Source organism: Lactiplantibacillus plajomi, from assembly GCF_005405405.1.
Lineage (GTDB): Bacteria > Bacillota > Bacilli > Lactobacillales > Lactobacillaceae > Lactiplantibacillus > Lactiplantibacillus plajomi.
On record NZ_BJDZ01000018.1, the window covers coordinates 35,321 to 55,128 of the forward strand.

22 protein-coding genes and 1 pseudogene are annotated in these 19,808 nt (G+C 51.8%); 8 read left to right on the forward strand and 15 right to left on the reverse strand.

The window, feature by feature from the left end:
- Nucleotides 1-47 precede the first annotated feature (47 nt).
- Nucleotides 48-1,556 carry an accessory Sec system glycosyltransferase Asp1 gene (asp1, locus tag FFM82_RS08570; RefSeq protein WP_137645427.1) on the reverse strand — a complete coding sequence of 503 codons (1,509 nt, stop codon included), beginning with the start codon at nucleotides 1,554-1,556 and terminating at the stop codon, nucleotides 48-50.
- On the reverse strand, nucleotides 1,556-3,097 hold the full coding sequence (locus FFM82_RS08575; RefSeq protein ID WP_137645428.1) for a glycosyltransferase: 1,542 nt from the start codon (nucleotides 3,095-3,097) through the stop codon (nucleotides 1,556-1,558). The genes asp1 and FFM82_RS08575 overlap by 1 nt, the downstream gene beginning before the upstream one ends.
- 312 nt (nucleotides 3,098-3,409) lie before the next feature.
- On the opposite strand from FFM82_RS08575, the gene apf reads away from it, so the two are divergent.
- The 4 genes from apf (at nucleotide 3,410) to FFM82_RS08595 (ending at nucleotide 7,227) form a co-directional block, all read left to right on the forward strand.
- Nucleotides 3,410-4,483 carry an aggregation-promoting factor gene (gene apf / locus FFM82_RS08580; RefSeq protein WP_137645429.1) on the forward strand — a complete coding sequence of 358 codons (1,074 nt, stop codon included), beginning with the start codon at nucleotides 3,410-3,412 and terminating at the stop codon, nucleotides 4,481-4,483.
- A 78-nt stretch (nucleotides 4,484-4,561) separates the two neighbouring features.
- A complete protein-coding gene (locus FFM82_RS08585) occupies nucleotides 4,562-5,074 on the forward strand; it encodes a methylated-DNA--[protein]-cysteine S-methyltransferase (protein WP_137645430.1) in 513 nt (170 codons plus the stop codon).
- 43 nt (nucleotides 5,075-5,117) lie between these two features.
- Nucleotides 5,118-6,017, forward strand: a complete 900-nt coding sequence (locus tag FFM82_RS08590) for an ABC transporter ATP-binding protein (RefSeq protein WP_137645431.1) — start codon at nucleotides 5,118-5,120, stop codon at nucleotides 6,015-6,017.
- Nucleotides 6,010-7,227 (forward strand): ABC transporter permease, encoded by a 1,218-nt coding sequence (locus tag FFM82_RS08595; RefSeq protein ID WP_137645432.1) that lies wholly within the window; start codon nucleotides 6,010-6,012, stop codon nucleotides 7,225-7,227. Before FFM82_RS08590 ends, FFM82_RS08595 begins: the two co-directional genes overlap by 8 nt.
- 382 nt (nucleotides 7,228-7,609) lie before the next feature.
- Here the strand turns inward: FFM82_RS08595 and FFM82_RS08600 are convergent, their stop codons facing one another.
- Both FFM82_RS08600 and FFM82_RS08605 read right to left on the reverse strand, forming a co-directional pair.
- A complete protein-coding gene (locus FFM82_RS08600) occupies nucleotides 7,610-7,930 on the reverse strand; it encodes a carboxymuconolactone decarboxylase family protein (RefSeq protein ID WP_137645433.1) in 321 nt (106 codons plus the stop codon).
- Nucleotides 7,931-7,942: 12 nt separating this feature from the next.
- Complete coding sequence (locus FFM82_RS08605; protein ID WP_137645434.1) at nucleotides 7,943-8,344, reverse strand: cupin domain-containing protein; 402 nt, start codon at nucleotides 8,342-8,344, stop codon at nucleotides 7,943-7,945.
- Between the two features lie 154 nt (nucleotides 8,345-8,498).
- Between FFM82_RS08605 and FFM82_RS08610 the strand changes: the two genes are divergently transcribed.
- Nucleotides 8,499-8,933 (forward strand): MerR family transcriptional regulator, encoded by a 435-nt coding sequence (locus FFM82_RS08610; RefSeq protein WP_137645435.1) that lies wholly within the window; start codon nucleotides 8,499-8,501, stop codon nucleotides 8,931-8,933.
- 152 nt (nucleotides 8,934-9,085) lie between these two features.
- Here the strand turns inward: FFM82_RS08610 and FFM82_RS08615 are convergent, their stop codons facing one another.
- From FFM82_RS08615 to FFM82_RS08625, 3 genes are all read right to left on the reverse strand, one after another.
- Complete coding sequence (locus FFM82_RS08615; RefSeq protein WP_137645436.1) at nucleotides 9,086-10,321, reverse strand: ArgE/DapE family deacylase; 1,236 nt, start codon at nucleotides 10,319-10,321, stop codon at nucleotides 9,086-9,088.
- Between the two features lie 68 nt (nucleotides 10,322-10,389).
- Entirely contained in the window at nucleotides 10,390-12,966 is a 2,577-nt protein-coding gene (locus tag FFM82_RS08620) for an ABC transporter permease (protein WP_137645437.1), read from the reverse strand.
- 9 nt (nucleotides 12,967-12,975) lie between these two features.
- Nucleotides 12,976-13,677, reverse strand: coding sequence for an ABC transporter ATP-binding protein (locus FFM82_RS08625; RefSeq protein WP_137645438.1), 702 nt, complete (start codon nucleotides 13,675-13,677; stop codon nucleotides 12,976-12,978).
- 139 nt (nucleotides 13,678-13,816) lie between these two features.
- Here FFM82_RS08625 and FFM82_RS13560 point away from each other — a divergent pair, with 139 nt between their 5' ends.
- On the forward strand, nucleotides 13,817-13,975 hold the full coding sequence (locus tag FFM82_RS13560) for a hypothetical protein (protein ID WP_170178259.1): 159 nt from the start codon (nucleotides 13,817-13,819) through the stop codon (nucleotides 13,973-13,975).
- Here the strand turns inward: FFM82_RS13560 and FFM82_RS08630 are convergent.
- A pseudogene (locus tag FFM82_RS08630) lies at nucleotides 13,972-14,583 on the reverse strand (sugar O-acetyltransferase). The gene FFM82_RS13560 and the pseudogene FFM82_RS08630 sit on opposite strands and share 4 nt — an antisense overlap.
- A 201-nt stretch (nucleotides 14,584-14,784) precedes the next feature.
- On the opposite strand from FFM82_RS08630, the gene lepB reads away from it, so the two are divergent.
- A complete protein-coding gene (gene lepB, locus FFM82_RS08635; RefSeq protein WP_137645439.1) occupies nucleotides 14,785-15,399 on the forward strand; it encodes a signal peptidase I in 615 nt (204 codons plus the stop codon).
- Between the two features lie 105 nt (nucleotides 15,400-15,504).
- Here lepB and FFM82_RS08640 read toward each other — a convergent pair whose 3' ends face one another.
- From FFM82_RS08640 to FFM82_RS08670, 7 genes are all read right to left on the reverse strand, one after another.
- Nucleotides 15,505-15,711, reverse strand: coding sequence for a hypothetical protein (locus FFM82_RS08640; RefSeq protein WP_137645440.1), 207 nt, complete (start codon nucleotides 15,709-15,711; stop codon nucleotides 15,505-15,507).
- A complete protein-coding gene (locus FFM82_RS08645; RefSeq protein WP_137645441.1) occupies nucleotides 15,698-16,168 on the reverse strand; it encodes a hypothetical protein in 471 nt (156 codons plus the stop codon). Before FFM82_RS08645 ends, FFM82_RS08640 begins: the two co-directional genes overlap by 14 nt.
- Before the next feature lie 88 nt (nucleotides 16,169-16,256).
- Complete coding sequence (locus tag FFM82_RS08650) at nucleotides 16,257-16,508, reverse strand: hypothetical protein (protein WP_137645442.1); 252 nt, start codon at nucleotides 16,506-16,508, stop codon at nucleotides 16,257-16,259.
- Nucleotides 16,509-16,524: 16 nt separating this feature from the next.
- Entirely contained in the window at nucleotides 16,525-16,833 is a 309-nt protein-coding gene (locus FFM82_RS08655; RefSeq protein WP_137645443.1) for a hypothetical protein, read from the reverse strand.
- A gap of 42 nt (nucleotides 16,834-16,875) precedes the next feature.
- Entirely contained in the window at nucleotides 16,876-17,514 is a 639-nt protein-coding gene (locus tag FFM82_RS08660; RefSeq protein WP_137645444.1) for a histidine phosphatase family protein, read from the reverse strand.
- A 138-nt stretch (nucleotides 17,515-17,652) separates the two neighbouring features.
- Nucleotides 17,653-18,096 (reverse strand): universal stress protein, encoded by a 444-nt coding sequence (locus FFM82_RS08665; RefSeq protein ID WP_137645445.1) that lies wholly within the window; start codon nucleotides 18,094-18,096, stop codon nucleotides 17,653-17,655.
- A 75-nt stretch (nucleotides 18,097-18,171) separates the two neighbouring features.
- A complete protein-coding gene (locus FFM82_RS08670; protein WP_137645446.1) occupies nucleotides 18,172-18,741 on the reverse strand; it encodes a sugar O-acetyltransferase in 570 nt (189 codons plus the stop codon).
- Nucleotides 18,742-19,016: 275 nt separating this feature from the next.
- Between FFM82_RS08670 and FFM82_RS08675 the strand changes: the two genes are divergently transcribed.
- Nucleotides 19,017-19,703, forward strand: a complete 687-nt coding sequence (locus FFM82_RS08675) for a YjjG family noncanonical pyrimidine nucleotidase (RefSeq protein ID WP_137645447.1) — start codon at nucleotides 19,017-19,019, stop codon at nucleotides 19,701-19,703.
- Nucleotides 19,704-19,808: the final 105 nt, after the last annotated feature.

A 19,808-nucleotide genomic window follows, 5' to 3' on the forward strand; every position in this document is an offset into this window, starting at 1 on the left:
TGCCTAGTCAGCAAACCTGACTAGGTATTTTTTAGCTAAACAATCTCCTATTTCACAACCTGCGCCCATTGTTGCCAGACCTGATCCGAACTGTACTGTTGACTCGTCCGGTAAGCCGTATTGCTCAACTTTTGCTGGCGCTTCGGGTTTTCAATGACCTTGGTCATTGCTGTCACCAGTTGATTAACCGCGCCGGATTTAACCAAGTAACCGTTACGGCCATCCTTAACAACGTCGCGCGGACCGTAATTGATGTCATAAGCAATGACTGGTACCCCGTGACTGAGCGCCTCGACCAATGAGAGCGGCTGGGCGTCGCTATCACCAGTGTAGACGTAGGCACCGGCCTGGTCATAAGCCGCACTTAAATCCGGTTGATAACCGGCAAAGGTCACCACGTCGGTGAGGTTAGCGGTCTTGACCTGTTCTTGCAGCTTGGCCTTGGTCGCCCCGTAACCATAGATCTTCAGGGTCGCATCCTTAACCTTCCGCCGGACTTGGGTAAACGCCGTGATCAACTGGTCGACGTGGCGTTCATTATCCAACCGACCGGCGTAAATGATTTCGTGCGCGTGGCGGTCCGTCATGGCAATCGGCTGGCGGTCGGCTTGGGCCTTAGAGACAACCGCGGCCGAAATCGTCATAATCGGCCGTTTCGGCTGACCACCCATCCAGGCCGTTAAGTCCTGCTTTTGTTGCTCAGTACTGGTAATGACCCCGTCAAGGGAGGTTAAGTACTCGTGTAACCCGTACGTGTAGGCGTTGTTCAGGTTCGAATAGACCTGGTCGTTGGGATCGACCGCGTGGGGCGTCGGTAACCATAAGTACTTGCGGGCCTTCGTCTGCATATTAATAATCGGCCATTGCGATGCTAACGGCCGGTCACCGATAAAGACGTTGTCTTCATCAGTGGCACGGTTTAGTTCGTCTAAGAAGAACCGGTAAAACTCATTTTCACCATTAAAGTAGTAATCCTGCCCCTGATAATCAATCAACTTACATAGCGACACGTAGTTACCACCGTTGGCGTTGTGGACGAAGTAGGCTTCGATGACCCGCTGCCCATCCGGCCGGTAAAAAATATCGGTGACCGGTTCACCGTTCGGCGCGACGAAGCGGTCGCGGGCTTTGAACCCGCGGGCATCGTAATCGGTACGTTGAACCAGGTTGTTAAAGCGGTCGAAGATTTCCACGTAGTAGACGTGACCGACCGTGCCGGGAACAAAGTGTACCTTGGCTACTAGGCGGTCCCCCGCCAACACTTGGCTAACGTTGGGGTTCGGCTTAACGTCGTAGGCGTCCGGCCAATTCAAATCGGTCATTTTAACCACTTTCGGCGTCAACGCGGTCGTCCCGCGGAAGAAGTCGAACAGGTTGACTAATTGGTCATCGGCCAACTCAAAGCGGCGCATATTTTGATGAAGCAAGCCGTCGAACTGACGGGTGACCAACTTTGCCGGGACCCCGTGTTCTTTAAAGAGTTGTAGTCGCTTAAATTCCGCGTGTTCCACCCCGGAATTTAGGGCCATGATATATTGATTAACGAAATAATACATTAGGCTTCCTCACTTTCCGTTTGGTAAAACTTTTGTGCGGCGCTCATCAGTGGTTGCCAACGCGTCCACACCGCGTCGGTACTATAACGCTTAGCATCGACGTAGGCCTGTTCACTAAACGCCTGCAGTTGCTTAGGATCTTGCAAGAGCTTGATCATGGCGTCGGCCAAAGCCTGCTCGTCATTAACCGGGACTAACAGGCCGTCCTGTCCGTCACGAATAATGTCCCGTGGGCCGTACTTCACGTCGTAGGCAATCTGCGGTACCCCGTGAGCCTGCCCTTCCAGTAGTGCCAACGCAAAGCCCTCCGCCCGCGACGTTAACATCGCTAGTTGGGCGTGGTTGTAAACGCTGGTCAGGTCGGTGGTATAGTCGTTAAAGGTGACGGCATCCGTGAGCTGCAAGTCCTTAACTAACTGCCGGAGCTTCTTACCGGTATCCCCGTTAGCGTAACCCCAGAAATTCAGGGTAGCATGGGGGACGCTGGCCTTTACGTGTTTGAACGCGCGAATGACTTGATCCTGTTGCTTTTCTTCGGCTAGGCGGGCCACAAAAATGATGTTGCCGGGCGTCCGCGTCCGCCACGCCGGGTGCTTGGCGTTGATGACATCGTCGGGAACGATGCCCACTGGAATGGTATAAGTTGCCGGCGTCTGACCGTAACGTTCCACAAAGTCAGCCGTTTGTTGGGCCGTCGACGCGATCACGCCGTTCCATTGCTGCAAGTTATTCAACGCGTAGGCGTAGTTAAAGTTAAGCTCGGCCGTCTTCGGCTTGGCCGGGTCGTTAACGTGGTTACTATGCAGGTGCATGACCTTAAACGCCTTGGTCCGCATGTGTAACGCCGCGTAGGCCAACTCGTAGGTCCGGTCAATCACGAAGACCGCACCGGGCGTTCGCCGGTTCAGTTCATCAAGGAAGAAGCTGGTCATCGCCGTTTCACCGCTAAACGACCAGTCCTGCCCCTGATACTGAATAAACCGGTACAGTGAGTTCTGCACCTTTCCTTGGCGATCCGGCATGTGGAAAGTTTGGTAGACCACGTTGCCGCTTGGATCAAAGACCTGCTCGCTAGTCACCTTGCCGTCAAAGGTATAGAACTGTTCCAGCCCTTTGAAGCCGCGGGTGTCGTACCAGTCGGTCTTCACCAACTTACCGTTTTGATCATAATACTGAACATTATTCACTTGGTGTGCGGGCCGCTTGAACGTGTTGACGCGCATCACCAACTGGTCGTGCTGGTAAACCACGTAGTTAGCGCCCTCACTTTCGACGCGCAAGTTCGCCCCTAAATGCAGGTCATCAATGGTGAATTGGACCGGCTTAAAGGTTTCGGACTGCTGAATAAAGTCAAACAGGTTAACTTGATTACTTTCGGCAATCCCGGCGTCGGCTAACGTTTGATGTAACGATAGCGAAAAAAAGCGGGTTGCCATCTTAGCCGGCACTTGGTGCTGATTAAACAGTGCGAGCCGCTTCATTTCAGCGTGCTCAATTCCCGATTTTTTGGGATTAATACTCGTATTCACAAAATAATACATTTATTCTCGCTCCCTCATTGATTCATGTGCCTGACGCCTCTGATTATAGCAAATTTTAGTAGCGCTTTTTCTTTTCATGGGGTGATCTTAACCATTGCGTTGAGATTTTTAACTGAACTTATGGCTTTTAACCGTTCTTTCTAATTAGTGACCCCTAGTCATTAATTACGCAGGACTTGATTAATTCCACGCGTCTTTTTCCAAAAAAATCGGGTTGGCACCAAAAAATAATGATACCGCTTAACTATCCGCCTTCAACATGGTAGAATCAGGGGGTGAATTATTAACAATTTTATGGGAGTGAACATGCGAATGAAAGTTAGAAACGTCCTATTATCGTCACTAGCCGCAACCGGCGCGATTGGCCTCGGCACAACCGCTGCCAAGGCGGACACGGTAACAGTCAAAGCCGGTGACACGGTCAGCGAACTTGCCGTGACCCATAAGTCGAGTATCAAGCAAATTCAAAAACTGAACCACTTAAAAAACGTCAACTTAATTTACGTTGGTGACAAGCTGAAGGTCAACACCCGCACCACAACCGTTAAGGTAACCCGTAACCACACTGACGTTCCAATGGGGGCCGTTAACACTGCTAAAACAACGTCAGCGACTAACCAATCCCCGGTCAGTCAGACTAGTCAAGCTCAAATTAGTCAAGCAGTCACGACCAGCAGTTCCCGGGCCGAAAGTCGTTCAACCGACTCAACGGCAGTTTCGACAGCGACCGCCCCGGCTTCGCAGCAAGCTAGCCGGGTCCGCGTCGCTAAATCCTTACCGGCAGCCGCGCAAAGCTCCTCCGCAGCATCAACGGTTGCGAAATCAGCCACTAGCCAAGTCTTACGGCGCGCCACCAGTGCAAGTTCCCAACAGACTAGCCAAGCCACGAGCGCCACTAGTCAAGCAGCGATTCGCACCACTACGAAAACTGCAACCACGACAACCACTAGTGCTGCGAACAGTTCGGCCACAACCACGACCGTTGCTACTAAACCAGTCAGCACAGCCGCTAAGAAAACGACTAGCAGTACGACTGCAAGTCAAGCTGCAACGAGTAACGCCAGTACCAGCGTAAGTTCAAGCACTAGTGCTAGCACCGCACAGTCAACCACCAGCACCACGAGTTCGTCAACTGCTTCGACAAGCAGTAGCACCAGTACGACTTCCGAAACCAGCGCGCGTGATTGGATTTCCGAACGCGAATCCGGTGGCTCCTACACAGCGGTTAACGGTAACTACTATGGCAAGTACCAGTTAACGAAGTCGCTGCTGAACGGCGACTACTCACCCGCTAATCAAGAAGCCGTGGCGAACACCTACGTTATGAACCGTTATGGATCGTGGGCCAACGCCAAGACTTTCTGGGAAGCTAACGGCTGGTATTAACAGCAAGCAACCAAAGCTAAACGTGGATCCGGCGCAGCCCGTTGATCCACGTCTTTTTAATCAGGGGGGACTAATCTAATGAAGCTAACGTTAACTAAAACGACGATTCAACACCACCACTACTGGCTGGCTAGCAGTCCGGTCGGCCTCGCCTTTATCGGGCGTGTGGACGGGGCCGAAAACGAGTGGCAGCAGTTTTACCCAACCGCCACGGCAAGTATCGACCAGACCAGCAACCAGACCGCCATTCGGGCGTTACGGGCCTACCTTTCCGGCCAGCCGTTTGACCCCGCCGTTGTACTCGACCTCACCCCTGGGACCCCGTTTCAACAACGAGTCTGGCAAGCGCTACGGCAAATTCCTTACGGTCAGACCCGTAGCTATTCCGAGCTCGCAACTAGTATCGCGCGTCCCCGGGCCGTCCGGGCAGTCGCTAGTGCGGTCGCGCATAATCCCCTCCTAATGGCCGTGCCCTGTCACCGAATCATCCGCAAGGACGGTCAATTGGGCAACTACCGTGGCGGCGTGGCCATGAAACGGGCGTTACTGACCTTGGAGGACGCTCACTGTCACGCTTGCGGTCGCCCCTGAGTTATGGGATGATAAACGTATTCTAAGTATGGGAGGCGCCACTATGTTATCAGTTGTACATATCAGTAAAACCTTTGGTCAAGTCAAAGCGTTGGACGACGTGTCGTTTGACGTGCACGACGGCGAGATCTTAGGGCTGATTGGTCAAAACGGGGCCGGTAAATCGACCACCTTTCACAGCATTCTGAACTTTCTTTCGTTCGACGGTCAGATTACCTGGAACGGGCAGCCGTTCACCGAGGCCGACTACGATCAGATCGGCTACTTACCCGAAGAACGCAGCTTAATGCCCAAGTTAACGATCACCCAACAAATCGTTTACCTCGCTCGCTTAAAGAACCAACCCGCCAAGGTCACCAAGCCGAAAATTGCGGGCTGGATGGACCGCTTTGCGGTTAAGGGGCAACCGACCGACCAAATCAAAAAGTTATCCAAGGGGAACCAACAAAAGGTTCAGCTCATTTGCACACTGATCCACGACCCCCAATTAATTATTTTGGACGAACCGTTCAGTGGCTTAGATCCAGTCAACGCCGACCTGTTGAAGCAAGCCATCTTAGCGGCAAAGCAACGCGGCGCCACCATCATCTTTTCCAGCCACGATATGACCAACGTCGAAGAACTCTGCGATTCGTTGGTCATGTTAAAAAACGGTCGGGTCGTGTTGAAGGGGACGATTGACAGTGTCCGCGAGCAGTTCGGTCGCACCCAGCTTTACCTAACTACCGACTGGTCCAAGGAACGACTAGCGGCCCTCGACGGCGTTAAGCACGTTTACCACCTTGGCACCCATCGCTACCGGCTCCAACTAAACGACGAAGCTGCCGGCAAGACCATTTTTGACGCGGTTTCCGGTGGTCACTACATTACCGAATTCAGCCAACAACCACCGACCCTGGACGCCATTTTCCGGACTGAAGCGGGAGGAACCGACCATGAATAAAACCTGGATTGTGACCCTTGAAACCTACCTCCGCCAAGTCAAGTCGTGGAGCTTTCTGACCTTGGTGCTGATGCCGTTCCTGTTCGTCGGCCTGTCATTCGGGATTTCCTACGTGGCTACCCCCAGCTCGAGTAAAGATAAGACGGCGGTCGTTAGTAGCGACCCGCAACTCCGTAACACCTTCCTCAAGCAAAGCGACCTCACCACGACCAAGCGGTACGCCGCCAAAGCACAGGCCCAAAAGGCAACCGACCGCGGTGACATCAATGGCTACCTGACCTTAGGGGTTAAAAAGAACCGTTTAACGGCCACCTTTACCGGTCCCACCGAACTGAACAGCGGCGACCAAGCCAAGATCCAGCGCTTCTTAACGGCGACCCAGTCAGCACTCAACGTCCAGCAGGCCAAGTTAAGCCCGCAACAGACCCAGGCGTTGGCCGTCCAACCGCAATTTAAGCAGCGCTTGCAACACAAAACCGCTAGTGACAAGCTGGCCAAACAAATTTCCTTTTACATCGTGGTTTTCTTCGTTTACCTGATTTTAACGACCTACTCGGCGATTACCGCCCAGGAAATTGCCGCCGAAAAGGGCACCAAGATTATGGAAGTGATCTTCTCCAGTACGACGCCACGGAAATACTTTAACGGCAAAATCTACGGCGTTTTACTCGTGATTCTCACGCAACTGCTGGTATACCTGGTTGGTGGCATTGCGGTGGTTGCTTTCGCTCAACGTAGCCGCTTAACGGCCGACTTCTGGCAACAAAACCAGACGGTGATCAGCCAGATTCTGCACAACTTGCTGTCGGTTAACATGTTATTCGCGTTGTTAGCCGTGTTGCTCTACACGGTCATTTCCGCGTTTTGCGGTGCCCTAGTCACCCGGGTGGAAGACGCCGGCAAGGCCTCGCAACCAGCGATTTACCTGAACTTGATTACCTTCGCGGTCGCCCTAGCCTTTCAGAGCAACCCGACCAACGTGCTGGTCAAAGTGCTGTCCTACGTTCCGTTTTTCTCATCCTACCTGATGCCACTACGGTTGATCAATAGCACCGCTACCGGCGTGGAAGCCGGCATTTCGCTGCTGATTCTACTGGTCACAATCGTCGCCATCATGCTCTACCTCGGCCGTATCTATGGTGGTCTGATGCTGCAAACCGACGAACTGGGTTTCTGGAAGAACCTGAAACGTGGGTTGAGTCTGAAGTAACCTTTTTAACACAAAACGGCGATGCCCGTACACGCAGTATTTTCTGCTTTACTATTTGAATGATGATTTGCCAACAAACAGTAGTCCAACTCACATTGTTGATTACTAAAAAGCGTCCCCCAATGATTGAAATAATCATTGGGGGACGCTTTTTAATTGAGGTTCATTTAAGCCGTGAGGGCGGTCCTAAAGTGGCTCAGTGGTGTGGTTTGCGTTAGTCGGGGTTGTTTCCCGACTTACCCAAAGACCGAGCTTTAAGACAAGTGGGTTGCTTGGCTTAAAGTCGTGTCCACCACGTTCCAGCCGCTTTAGGACCAACCGGCAAGGCGAAAAGTTGCCACAATTCAGGCTCGACTAATCGTAGGACCGATAATAGACGAAACTAGTCACCATAAACTTCTCTAATGAGTGCCATTGCCGACCACGCTTTGGGCCAGCCGGCGTAAAAGGCCAGGTGGGTCACGATTTCGACCGCTTCGGCCTTGGTAATCCCGTGGTCCTTCCCCATTTTGAAATGCGCCTTTAACTGGGGAAAGCTCCCACTGGTCATCAGGCTTGCAATCGTGATCATACTGCGGTCACGGGGGTTCAACTGGTCTTCACGTGACCAGACTTCACCGAATAAGACGTCATCATTTAATTCTGCGAATTTGGGTGCTAAGTCGCCTAGGTTATCGCGACCGGCCGTTTGCTTTTTTGCCATATTTTTTACCTCCTAGTCTAACTTGGCGTACGCTTCATCATCCACCGGTTCCAACCATTCACTAGTTCCCTTGGTAATGGCAACGTGAGTGAACCAACTATCCTTAGTGGCACCGTGCCAATGTTTGACCCCTTCGTGAATCGTCACCGCGTCACCAGCGTGCAGTAGCTGAGCCGGTTTGCCAGCTTCTTGGTACCAGCCCGCCCCACTCGTCACCAGCAAAATTTGGTAACCGTCGTGATGGATATGCCAGTTATTACGGCACCCCGGTTCAAAGGTCACGTTCGAAACGTTGACGTCCACGCCGTCACCGCCAGCCAAAGCGTTTAAATAACTTTGACCGATAAAGTATTGTTGGTATGCTTCATTTTTTTGTCCTAGTCCGAAAAGCCCTGCTTGTGCGTCGTTTGCCATTGCTAAAAACTCCTTTAACTTGTCTTGGTTTCAATCAATGGTCATAGCATATAACTTCAAGTGCACTTTAAGTCAAGGACAAAGTTTAAACTTGCGAAAATAATTTTCCGTGCTATCATCAACCTAAAGTAACTTTAAGAAAGGTGGTCATCACTTGCCAACGAACACCAAGACTAACTATTCCATCGGCGCCTTTGCCAAGGCGGTCGGCTTAACTGCGCCGACGTTGCGCTACTACGAAGATCAGGGACTGATCGAGCCGCACCGCCACGCCAACGGTCGCCGTTACTACCAAGAAGACGACGTTAACTGGGTCAAATTTTTATTACATCTAAAGGGCACCGGTATGAGTATCAGTGACCTCAAGCAGTACGTCACCTGGCGCGCAGCCGGTGACGCCACGATTCCCCAACGACTGGCGCTCCTCCAACGGGTTAAAAGTGACTTTCTCGTTCAGTTCAACGAGGTCCAACACCACCTGCAGATTTTGAACGATAAGATCAACTGGTACGAAGAAAAAGAAGCTGGAATTATGACCGCGCCGGAGGACTTTGCGAGTTACCTTAAGCGCTTCGGCCACCACGAGTAAGTTTTAAGGGGAGCCACATTGCAACGATAGCTTGTTTGGAGACGAAAGGCGCCGTGACAAGGGTCCCGGCGTCTTTCACGTGCCCGTTGAATAATATAAAGCGTGCGCCCAAAGTCGGTTGACTTTGGGCGCACGCTTCGTGTATTTGACGGCTAAGCAAGTAGCTTAGTCATAAGTTGCTCGTATAACGTAATGAATCGCTGATACATATCAAGATCAACGTACTCGTTCACCTGGTGGGCGGTAATGTTCCCCGGCCCAAAGACGATGATCTGCATATCCTCGTTTTTAACAATGTAGGACGACGCATCGGTTCCGCCCGGTGCACCAAAGTACGGTAAGCGTTGTTCGAGAACCCGTTCACCGACTTCCTTGGCCAGCTGAACCAGCGGCGCGTCTTCCGGCGTGTGAACCGGATAGAAGCTGCTGGAGATGTCCATCGAAAGGTGGGCGCCCGCCGCGTTGCATTGGTCAATGATGGCCTGTAAGTCAGCAATGATCTTATCATTGCGCAGTTCCGGAATCGTCCGGATCTTGACCCCCATCTCGGCGCTGCCGGGAACGGTGTTAATTTGTTCGCCACCATTGATCAGCGTGACGACCGGAATCGTGGGACCTAGCACCGGGTTAACGGTCGTCTTGAACCGGTTAAAGTAGGCGTTTTGCTGCTGATAGTAAGTCATCAGCATGTCAATCGCATTTTGTCCCAACTGCGGCATCGAGCTGTGGGCGGCGACCCCCTGAGCACGCACCGTGAAGGTTAGCGAGCCCTTATGTGCCAACTCGATAAAGTGTTGTTCGTTCGTCGGGTTCGCCGCGGCCATCTTTTTAGCGGTGGCGGCATCCGCGTTCAGCATCGCCTGAATCGTCGGTTGCGCTAATAGCCGTTTATCAGCGCCACTCGGTTCGCCCACGATCACCGCCTGCATGTCGTCGGCGTATCCCAGGTCAACGAGTTGTTCGGCGCCCAAATGGCCATTTTCTTCACCCACCGTCGCCATAAAGCGCAACGTACCGTGTAGTGGCACCCGCTGGTCGTGTAAATGAATCAACGCAAAGGCGCCGGCTAGTAACCCGGATTTCATGTCGGTCGCACCGCGGCCGTATAACCGACCAGCTTGCACGGTCGCACCCAACGCCGGCGTTTGCCACTTGGCTTCATCGCCCAGCGCCACCGTATCGGCGTGGCCGTCAAAGCCAATCAGCGGTCCGTGACCGTCCCCGATTTCGGCGACCAAGCTGACCCGGCCGGGCGCGTAGGTGATTTTCTTGGACTCGATTCCGTGCGCCGCAAACAACCGTTCTAAATAGTCCGCCACGAGGCCTTCGTGGTCGTTGACCGTGTTCATTTTAACGATATCGGCTAACGCTTGTACCGTTTCATCCATCTTGTCATCCCCAATTAATTTTAATCTTATCAGTTAAATTAGAGCACTTTTACCCGATAGGTTCAACTTTAGTCCACTGATTTCAACGCAGCTAACATGTCGACCCGCTTTAACTTGCGGTGCATGACGGCCATCACTAGTAAACTAAACGCTAGCGTTAACAACGCTGAGTAGACGTAACTTAGCGGGTGGATCTCCGGTGAGAACATCAACGCGTTGGTCTCGGCCGTTTGTAAGATGTAGGCGTGCAACCAGTTGCCGAGGAAGCACCCCAGCCCAATTCCGAGTACGGTCAAAATCAAGTTTTCCCGGAAAATGTACATCGTGACTTCGCCATCGTAAAAGCCGAGCACCTTGATTGTTGATAATTCGCGAATCCGTTCGGACACGTTGATGTTCGTTAAGTTGTAGAGCACCAGCAACGCTAACGCTCCGGCCGAAATGACGAAAATCAAGACAACTAAGTTCATCGTGTCGAGCATCTTAAAGTTGGTGTTTTTCTCAGTTGCCATCAAGGTGACGTTCAAAATTCCCTTAGTTTTCAACAAGTGGTCGGCAAAGTGATTGCCACGGGTTTCGTTCGTAGATTTAAGCTGAACCAGGTTGGCGTTATAGACTGGTTGGCGCTTAAAAGCCTGCTGGTAAGCCGTCGGGCTCAGGTACAAGAAGTGGTTCACGTAGTTTTCCACAATCGCGCCAACGCGAACGTGGCGGACTGGTTGCCCAGCCAGCTTAACGTTCAGCCGGTCGCCCACCCGAACGTCATATAATTTCGCCAATTTTTCATCAATGACCGCGCCGTGCTTGGGCAAGGGAATCGCGCAGTGACTTTCCCGCTCACGGAGCGTAACGAAGTGCGGCAACGCCTTGGGCTGATTCGGGACGTCCAGGGTCACGGTTTGTTCCGCGACACCGGACTTCTTGATGGTCGCCTGTTTTGAGAGCAGCGTTAGGTCGGCTCGATACAACTTAGTGGCCTTAAGCGCACGCCGTTGTGCCGCCGTCTGATTACCGTTCCGGGTCACAATGGCGTCGTAGTGCCACAGTTGGTCGAACTGCTTGGTACTGATATCACCGATCGAATCTTTCAGTCCGAAACCGGTGATCATCATCGCCATACAGCCCGCAATCCCCAGCACCGTCATCAATAACCGCTGCTTATAACGGAACAAGTTGCGAAGCGTGATCTTATGGTTAAAGCTCAGCCGGCGCCATAAGCCGTGCCAACGTTCTAACCAGAGCGTCTGCCCCGCCTTAGGTGCTTTCGGCCGTAACAGCGCGGTCGGGTTGCTGCGCAGGTCGACCCGTAACACCACTAGGGCGGTGCCCAACGTGCACAGTAGCGCAATCGCTAATGCAATCAAGATATCCGACCACAAGTACTGAACGTTAATGGCCGGCAAGTTATACATACTGCCGTATGCTTGGGCAATGAAGCGCGGGAAGAAGTTGACCCCGAAAGCCACCCCTAAAACCGTCCCCAGTAGCGCGGCTAGGCCACCATAAATCAGAAATTCACTACCGATGGCGGCGTTACCGTACCCAAGCGCTTTTAAGGTCCCCATCTGTAACCGCAGTTCTTCAACCATCCGCGTCATCGTTGTCAAACAGATCAGGGCTGCGATTGCGATAAAGAATAGCGGAAAGACGGTCGCTAAGGCCTCGATTCGTTGGGTGTTTTCGTGGTATTCGCTGTACCCCGGATTATCGCTTCGGTCGCTGTATAAGTAGGTCGGCGCTTTGATTGCTGCCACTTGAGCTTGAGCAGTTTTAAGCTGCTTTTGCAAGGTCGTTAACTGCAGCGCATTCGCCGGTAACTGTTGTTGCGCTGCCGCGACCGCTTGTTTAAGCGGCGCGACTTTCTTGGTCGCCTGCGCCCGTAAACTTCGTTGCCGTTTTTTGGCTTGCGGCTTCAACCACCGCTTTAGGGCCGCCGTATTTTGGCGGTTTAACCGGCGGTACTTTTTAGAATACGGTTGAACGTTCGTCAGATTCTTAAAACGCACGTCAATTTGCGAGTAAGCCGGCGCCTTCAACGTCTGCGGCCGGACGTAGACTAAATAATCGAGGGTCCCCTTACCAATGTTGGTCACACCACGACTCGAACTTTCAACGTAGACCGGTGAATTGACAAAGCCAACCACCTTAAACTGGCGGCGCTTGAACTGCGCGTTGAGCTTCTTCGAGCTGACGATTCGGTACGTCGCCCCCAGCTTCAACTTCGGGTCCAACTTACGGGCGTACTGATCTAAAACCACTTCGTTGGCTTTTTGCGGTAAGCGGCCGCTGACCAACCGTAACCGGTTCAGCCGTTGCGACTTCGGCAACTCGGTTACGCGTACGACCCGGTTGTTATTGACCTGGTTGACGTCCAAGTACTTTACGGCCTGATAGCTAATTTGGTCGCGGTGGCGATCTAAAACGGCGGTATCGGCCTTCGTCAGTCCGAGCGTCGACTGGACGCTGTTCGTTGCTAAACGCTGCTTTTGATAATAATCAGCTGCGGCTTGTGACATATCGGGGCCGGTCGCCCGAATACCGGTATAAAAGGCGACCCCTAAAAAGATAATCAGTAGGATCGACGTAAACCGGGCCTTCGACGACCAAATTTCACGAAAAATCGTTTTTAAATAAGCTTTTGTCATCGCAACCCCCTACCATTCAATGTCGGCTAGTGGCGTCGGGTGCGCGTTATGGCTGACCGACTGGACGCGGGCGTCGTTGATCCGGATCACCTGGTCACCCATCTGCGCAATCGCACTGTTATGGGTCACGATGATAACCGTTGTCTGGGTTTGCCGGGCGGCATCCTGAATCACCTGTAACACCTGCTTCCCGGTTTGATAATCCAACGCCCCGGTCGGTTCATCGCACAGTAACAACTTCGGCTTTTTCGCGACCGCCCGGGCAATTGCGACCCGTTGTTGTTCCCCACCCGATAATTGAGCGGGAAAGTTACCGGCTCGCTTGGTCAGCCCCACTAGTGCCAAGGTCTCGTCGACGTCGAGTGCGTCCTTCGTAATTTGTGACGCCAACTCGACGTTTTCACGGGCAGTCAGGTTCGGCACTAAGTTATAAAACTGAAAGACGAAACCGACATCCTGGCGCCGGTACGTTGTCAGTTGACGAGCCGATAACTGGGCAATGTCTTGCCCGTCGATCAATATTTGGCCACTAGTTGGGCTGTCCATCCCGCCTAAAATATTTAGTAAGGTCGACTTGCCGGCCCCACTCGGCCCCAAAATCGTGACCACGCTGCCCCGGTCGACTTCGAATGAAATATCCGCGTTAGCAACCGTCGTTTGATCCCCGTTTTTGAAAGTCCGGGTCGACTTGATTACTTCAATGTACGCCATTTCGGCACCCCCCCCATGTATCCGTTTACAATTAATCATACCTTATTTTACCGTTTTACGGGCACTTGACGCTAGGGTTGAAGAAAACGAACCTCCGCGCTAAAATAAATCCAATCACATCAGTTAAGGAGGTGGGCGCTTGGTCACCCAAACCGTTGCCACCATTTTATTACTGGCTGTTTTTATGATCGCGTTCGTTTACTACCTCAATTCCCTCTTTTTAGGTCGGAACGAAAAGCACGCACAACCGACTAAAAAACACGCTGATCATCAAAATGATCAGCGTGATTCACACTAGCGGTCCGCTTCGTAGGCCGCTTTTTGCGCTTGCCAATAATCTTTATCCTGCTGGCTAAGTTCGCGCAGGACCCGGCACGGGTTGCCAACCGCCACCACGTTATCGGGAATGTCGTGGGTCACAATCGAGCCCGACCCAATCACGACGTTGCTGCCAATGGTGACGCCCGGGTTAACAACAACGTTGCCGCCAAACCAGACGTTATCACCAATCGTGATGGCCTTGCCGTATTCCAACTGCTCGTTGCGAATCGCGGCGTCGAGCGGATGCCCGGCCGTATACAGGCCGACCCGCGGGCCAAACATGACGTTGTCACCAATTGTAATCGGACCAACATCGACAAAAATGGCGTCGTAGTTGGCGTAAAAGTTCTTTCCAATCGTGGTGTTGGTGCCGTAATCGGTGTGAAACGGCGGCTCCAAGTAGCCGCCCGACCCAATCTGCTTGAACATTTCGCTTAACAAGCGTTGCCGTTCCTGCGGCTAGGCTTCCGTCGTTTGATTATATAGGCGGGTCAGCCGTTTCGCACGGTGATTCTCGCGCCGCAGTTCCGGATCATTGGCGACGTATAATTCGCCGGCCAGCATTCGTTCTTTTTGTGATTTCACTTTCTCGCACCCCTTCTGACTTAATTACACCACTTAGTTAACCAAACCGGTGCGGGCTTTGCAACCAAATTCCCGCCCATTTTCAAAAGCACCGGGTCCCATTTTGAAAAATTCGTCAAACTTAATCCTTTCGGGCTCACTAATGACCTGCTATCGTATATAATATAGATTATCAGAAGACAAAACTAAGGGAGTATTACCGTGAAAACAGCTAAAAGTATTTTGAGTTGGGTCATTCCGATTGCCATCGGTTTAATTTTGGCCCTCCTGATTCGTCAATTTTGGTTCACCATGGTGCGGGTTGATGGGAGCTCAATGCAACCGAACTTGCAAAATAACGAACGGGTCGTCGCGTTCAAGACGAGTAAGATCAAGGCCGGTTCGGTCGTCGTCTTCCACGCAAACGGCGTTGACCCCCAAGCGGCGCAAAAGGACGTTTACGTCAAGCGGGTCATCGGCATGCCGGGGGATTCCGTTCGCTATACCGCCAAGGGGCAGCTTTACGTGAATAACAAGCTGGTCAAACAAAGCTACCTAAAAAATAATTATCAACAAACTACCGGTTCCTTCATGGCTAACAGCCACAGTAAGTTTACCGGTTGGACGTTAACCAGCCTGAGTCACGACCAGGGCTGGCAGAAACCGGTGACGACCAATAAAGTGCCAAAGGGTTACTACTTCGTCATGGGGGATCACCGCAGCGTCTCTAACGACGGTCGCTACTGGGGCCTCGTGCCGAAGAGCAAGATGATCGGGGTCGTTAAGGCTTGGCCGTGGCAGAACCGTAAACAGTACGTTAACAATTTCCAACCATAAACACTAATAAAACCGGCGTCGCAAGTATGCGGCGCCGGTTTTTTGGACTTGATTTCAAAAACATTTGTGGATAATCCACTAAGCAAGTTATCCACAGTTCATAACTCATTTCTTACGGGTGGATAAGTGGACAACTAAGTGGTTTAGGGCCCGTCCCGGGCGACACTGGTCAACTAGGATCAAGCCAATCAGCAAGATCACGAACTGCCACCCCTGACTACGGTGTACCAGCACTAGCGCCAAAATAACGAGAACCGTCATTAACGGAACGAGCCACAGGGCAACCCGGCGTTGACGTTTAATGGCGATCACCCGCCCGCCAGTCTTTTAGCCAGAAATAACCACAAAACAGTGGACTGAGCGGAACGAAAAACATCGCAACGACGATGTTCTTAAAGAAGTTGATGAAGCCGTCCATGAAGTCGCTCTTCGCTTCAACCTGCGGTGTTAACGCCGTTGGTTTCGGCTTGGGCTTCGTCCGCTTGACCGTCACCGACCACGGCCGACCAGAATCCTGAATGATCTGGTCATCATCCGGCCGCTCACTCGGCGTTTCCTTAGGCGTCTTACGCCAAATTTTGAACACCCGCGCCCACCGAAATTTGACGATGGGGAAGAATAGCAGCGCACAAACGATGCAGTAAATCACAAACGGGTTAAATTGCATAACAATGTGATTTACAGCCTGTTCCGCAGTAAAAAACAGCCATAGAAAAACCGCAATGGCACCGTAAAACCAGCTACTAACTAAATTTTCCATTTTCCACATGCTTAGCGCCCCTCTCCAACCGTTAACCTTAACCGCACCATATTTTTACCTTGAATTCCGGAACAGGCCGCCGCTACCACCCGCGTCATCATCGGTGCGTGCGATGGTCAACACCGCGCTGGTAACCGTTTCCCCAACAAACGTAGGGAATAATCACCGCAATGATCAACAAGAAATAGTCCGGAACGGTTAGCCGCGCCACGTTTTGTAGGACGACTACCGCTAACACGACCGTCCAACTCACCGGGATAACGCCCCCCAACCAGAAATAACGACTTCTGGCCAGTAGTAACTGCTCTAGGACCGCGAGGACGATGGTGACGATACCTAACCCTAACACCCGCTTCGCTCCCTTTCTACTTCTTCGGGTTCAACTGCTGAATCGTATCCACAAAGCGGTGGGTCGCTAAGTTATGCACATCTTCATCCGAAAAGAAGATGATCATTTGTGACCGTTGCTCCGGGGATAAGTTGGCTTGTGAGCCAAAGTAGACCAGGTAAACGTCTGCTTGCCCGTCCGTTAAGCTCTGCCCGTAGTCCGTATCCAAACTAAGCGTGTAATCGTTGCCCAGTTGTTCTCCTAAAGCATCGATAAAAGCCTGAACATCCGCCGTTTTAAGGGTTTCCTGTCCGGCCACCACACTCGTAATTACGTTAATTTGCATGTTGATAACACTCCTCATTTAAAACTTGTCCACAGTGGATAACTAATTTTCCTGCTTAATCGTCAAGTTATCCCCATCGTAGCCGACTTGTACCCAGCTATTCGGCCGTAACTGGGCCTTGGTTGGATTTTCACCGGTTGCTTGGTGGATAACTGCACGTAAATTTGCACTATCCACAATCACCAGCGCGGTTTGTCCGGCTGGCGTTGCTTGCAAGACGTGCTGCAACCCCTGAAGGTAGCGGGTCCAAAGATCCGGCCCGTCTTCGGCCAAGCTGGTCTGGTCGTGGTCGTGCAGCAACGTCTGTAATTCATTCGGCGTTTGGTCACTAGCAAAATCGGCGACGCTGGCATATCCCAAGCGGGTCGCAAAGCTCGACCAAGTATCGGCGCGGTCAGCACCTTCAAAGCCACCAAAAAATGGCGCCCGTAACGCCGCGTCTAGTTGTAACTTAGGCCGGTGGTCACCCACGGCTAAAATTTGTTCAGCGGTTTGCACACTACGACTCGTATCGGCCGCAAACGCGGTGGCAAAATCCACCGCGGCTAACTCATCACCGACCGCTGCGCTGGCCCGTTTACCGGCTTCGGTTAGCGGGGTTCCGCTCCACCCTTGGAACCGGTCGAGCTGGCTAAAATAAGTGGCGCCCGCAACGACTAAGTATAAATTAATTGATTTCATGGTGAACGTTTCTCCGTTATTTTTATCTGTTAAGTTTTTACGCCGGAACCCGTTCCGGCCATTCCTCTATTCTAGCATATCCCCAGACAGCAATACGAAAAATCCCCGGAAAAGCTTCCGGGGATTTCATCAACCAATTTATCGAATCACTAAAACTGAAATCGGTGCGTGCTTGGCCATGTAAGCAGCCTGTGAACCGAAGTAGCGGCGAACGCCCTTCTTAGAAATTGATCCGATAACTAATAAATCGGGTTTTACGGCAGGAATAACGTCCTTAACAATCGTTTCGCCAGGATCGCCCTCGTCAACCACCACGTGGACGTCGGTAATCCCGAAGTCGAGCGCCAACTTACGGTAACTTAACACGTGGTCTTCCAAATCTTTGCGTTGACCGTGGACGTAATCCTTGCTCATCGCTTCGTAGACGTTCATATTATCGTGTTCCAAAATCGATACGATCGTCAACTTAGCGCCGTCCGTCTTTGCCCGGTTCATCGCGTAACGAAACGCTAACTGGGCATCATCCGAGTCATCAACCCCAACTAAGATGTGCTTGAATTCTTTAGGACTCATGTTTGACATTTTGATCCACTCCCATTTTGAAAAAAACTAGTTAGATCTTAACCTTATTTTCACCGCTAAGCGGTCCGTTGTCAATTAGTCTTTTGGCGGATTTTTCTTCAAAACGCGGGCCGGGTTACCAACAATCACCACGTTGTCTGGAAACGAGTGCGTCACTACTGAACCGGCACCAACAACCACGTTATTGCCGAGCGTCACGCCGGGTAAAATGACCGCGCTACCGCCGACCCAAACGTCGTTACCAATCGTAATTGGCGCCGTCCGTTCCGCTTCGGTCCGCCGTTCCGCTGGATCAAGCGGGTGTTGCGGGGTGTAGAGCCCGACTTTGGGGCCGAACTTACAGTCATTACCAATTTTGACCAACCCCTCGTCACAAATCGTGACACCGTGATTGGCATAAAAGTGGTTCCCAATCGTGATGTTGACGCCGTAACTGAATTCAAAGGTCGGTTCAACGAAGAAGCGGTCGCCCGCCGAACGTAACAAACTTTTCATCTTCGTATTGCGTTCATCATTATCCGCGATTTGATTATACTGCATGATCTTCTCACGAACCTCGCGACGCCGTTGTTGCAAGATTGGCGACTCCAAGTATAGTTCACCATTGATCATTTGCTGGTACGCTGGATCGTTATCGATAGTCATTAATTTTTAACTTCCTTTAATCATTAATAATATAAGGATACCACATTTATAATTTTTGCTGTATGATGAGCGTATTAACAAAAAGATTGGGCCAAAAGTCGGTTAGTTGGTAAGCGTTAACGGCGTGAGGCAAATAATCCTGGGCTTGGATTGTTGGACTTACGCCGTTAAGCGGAGCCAGCTGGCTTTGGGCGCACGTTTCGACTCTTATCCTACGGAGATACAAGGGAGGCCGTGGCTTTTACCACAGTCTCATTAACAAAGGCGGTGATGGCATGCTCCAATACGTAATTTTTGACTTAGACGACACGTTGCTCGACTTCCATGCCAACGAACAGGCAAGTCTAACAACCATTTTTCAGCGGTACCAGGTACCCGATATTGAACGGGCCCGTCAAGTCTACCGCGACCATAACCGCCACGTCTGGCAACAAATTGAACACGGCGCGCAACGGACCCCGTTGCTCGACCACCGCTTTGAAGTCGTCTTCAAACGTTTAGGCCTGACCGTCAACGGCCCCAAAGCTCAACGGGAATACAACGACTTAATTGCCAACGGCTTTCAAATTTTTCCCGGGGCGAAGGCCCTACTTGAACGGTTGGTTGACCGCGGCCTGACCCTGCTCGTTGGTACCAACGGCGTTCAGGACGCCCAGTTGAACCGAATTAAGGGCGCCGGGATCGCGCCGTTATTTGACCACGTTTTTATTTCCGAAGCAGTCGGCTTTGCCAAGCCCGACCCGCACTTCTTCAACGCCATAACCGAACGGTACCCATTAACGAAAACCAATGCAGTGATGGTCGGCGATAGTTTGGTCTCTGACATTGCGGGCGCCCAGGCGGCCGGACTGCCCAGTGTGTGGTTCAACCCACACCAGGCCCCGCTAACGGGACCCGCGCGGCCAACCGCCACCGTGACGTCGTTGGCGGCGTTACAAACCCAGCTGTTAACGTGGGCTTAACTAAAAAGGCTCTTTGTCAACCGGTGTTGATGAGGACTAATTTGAGAATCCAATTCATTTACGAATTGGGTTCTTTTTTGTAATTTTGATTTTAAATGAGACTTG